General features: G+C 45.4%; 2 protein-coding genes. Both read left to right on the forward strand.

Translation table 11 applies throughout. The features are described from left to right. Positions 1-1,614, forward strand: a 1,614-nt coding sequence (locus tag L6773_RS21105; protein WP_237856656.1) for a TPR end-of-group domain-containing protein, incomplete at its 5' end; no start/stop codon positions are given. 36 nt (positions 1,615-1,650) lie between these two features. After that, positions 1,651-2,367 (forward strand): serine/threonine protein kinase (locus L6773_RS21110; RefSeq protein ID WP_237856657.1); only part of this gene is annotated, 717 nt, incomplete at its 3' end.

Here is a 2,367-nt window from a genome sequence, read left to right on the forward strand (position 1 = left end):
GAGCCGGAGGATATCCAGTTTACCGATGGTGTTCATGAGGAACTGATTAATCGTCTGGCAGGAATTGGAGACTTGACCGTGATCGCGAGAAGCTCTGTCTTGAGTTTTGAACCACGTAATCGGGACCTCCAAAACATTGCTCAACAACTTGGCGTATCTTCGCTGATGGAAGGGACCGTTCGGAGACTCGGTGACCAGTTGCGTGTGTCTGTTCAGCTGATTGATGTTAACAGTTTAGGAACACTCTGGAGTGGCAGTTTTGAGGAAAATATTGACGATGTGTTTGAAATCCAGAGTCGTATTGCCCGGCAGGTAGCCGGTGAATTACAAGCTTCATTGACAGCAGATGAAGAGCACCGATTGGATGAACGGCCCACTGATAATCCGGAGGCATACAGGTTATACATGCTGGGCCAGCAATATATTAGCCAAGGTACACAAAATGAAGATAATCTCGTAAAGGCTGAGGAGCTGTTAAGTAGAGCGGTCGATGAGGAACCTACCTTCGCAGAAGCCTGGGCAATGCTGGCGCGTACTTATTTTTCGCTATACTGGTTTCACGGAAGAACACCTGAACAACTTGAAGGCTTAAAAGAGGCTGCTGAAAGGGCAGAGCTTCTTAATCCGAACTTACCGGAAACAAAATATGCTGTTGGGCTCTATCTCTACTGGTCTCAAACCGATCACAGGCAAACTTTGGACTATTTTGAATCTGCATTGGAGCAGTTCCCAAACCATAAAAGTCTGCACAATATGACTGCATATACACATCGGCGTTTAGGCAATTGGGAGTTAATGGTTCACCATTTCAAAAGAGCCCTGGAACTGGATCCAATAACTGGTCCCTATGGTGAATTAGGATATGACTATTTGATGTTGAGAGATTATGAAAAAGCGGAAAGCTACATTGACAAGGCATTAGACTCAAACCCAAACTCTTTTCTTCCTAATTTTATAAAAGCATTGATTGGATTATCAAAAAATGGTTCATTGGAAAATTATGAACTCTGGTGGACCAAAATTCAGCCTTCTGACCCAGGAATTGAACAACCTTACTTCTGGGGAGAGTATAATGTTCTGAAACGAAACTGGGATGAGGCGTTACGCGGTTTTAAAAATATCCAGGGAGAAACTGCCGCTAGATCTGAAACAATATACCTTCACAAAGCTTATCTTATTGGCATGGCACTTGAGGGGCAAGGCAATCAAACTGAGGCTCGCCTTTATTACAATCAAGCTAAAGTACATTTTGAAGAATTGCGTGATCAGTACCCAGATGATGCACTTTACCATTCGGAGCTGGGTAAAGTTTATGCTCGATTAGGCGAAGTTGAGAAGGCTATTCAAGCCGGAAAAAAAGCTACTGAACTGACTCCAGCCAGTCAAAATGCAAATACAGGTCCCTTTTTTGAGTTCAACCTGGCTGAAATCTATGCCTGGACCGCCCGTGAAGAATTGGCGATTGATAAGTTGGAATTTTGTCTTTCAGTTCCCCATATATATGTTCATAGAAACTGGATTCGTTTAGATCCAAGATGGGATCCGCTAAGAGACAATCCACGATTCCAGCAGTTAATTGCGGGTGAGGACAAACCATATCTAGAAGGTTTATGATGATAAACATGTGAGATTCCTAAACAACATACCGTAATGAATTCAGACCGATGGACCCAAATCGAAGAGTTGGTTGAACAGGCGCTTGCGCTCCCGCCTGCCGAACGAGATGCGTTCATCGACAACCAATGCGGAGAGGATGAAGCTCTTCGAAACGAAATCCAATCCTTGCTGGAACATGGAGACAAAGCCCTCTCGTTTATGGGGCACTTTGAAGAAGAGGTGGTTGCCCCTTCTATTGATCATATGGCCCAGAGCCAGTTTGATAAGAATCACAGGATCGATGCCCAATTCGGCCATTATCATATTACCGACATTCTCGGCCGTGGCGGAATGGGCATCGTTTATAAAGCCAGAGACACCAACCTGGACCGACCTGTCGCCCTTAAGTTTTTGCCCTCTCATCTGACCCGGTCCGACAAAGACAAACAGCGATTCATCCGCGAAGCCAAAGCTGCGGCGGCATTAAATCACTCAAACATCTGTACAATCTATTCTGTCGAAGAACATGAAAACCAGCACTTCATCTCGATGGAATACATCGACGGGCAGACTCTTCGGGAAAGACTTGAATCGGAAGACTTAACTCCGGAGAAAGCCCTCAACTACGCCATCCACATAGCCGAGGCTCTTGCCGAAGCTCATGAGAAGGGGATAGTCCACCGGGACATCAAACCCGGCAATATCATGGTGGATGCAAAAGATCGGTTCAAGGTGATGGATTTCGGACTGGCGAAACTGGTGGATTCAACG

Origin of the sequence: Rhodohalobacter sulfatireducens, from assembly GCF_022012475.1 — a bacterium.
GTDB classification, from domain to species: domain Bacteria; phylum Bacteroidota; class Rhodothermia; order Balneolales; family Balneolaceae; genus Rhodohalobacter; species Rhodohalobacter sulfatireducens.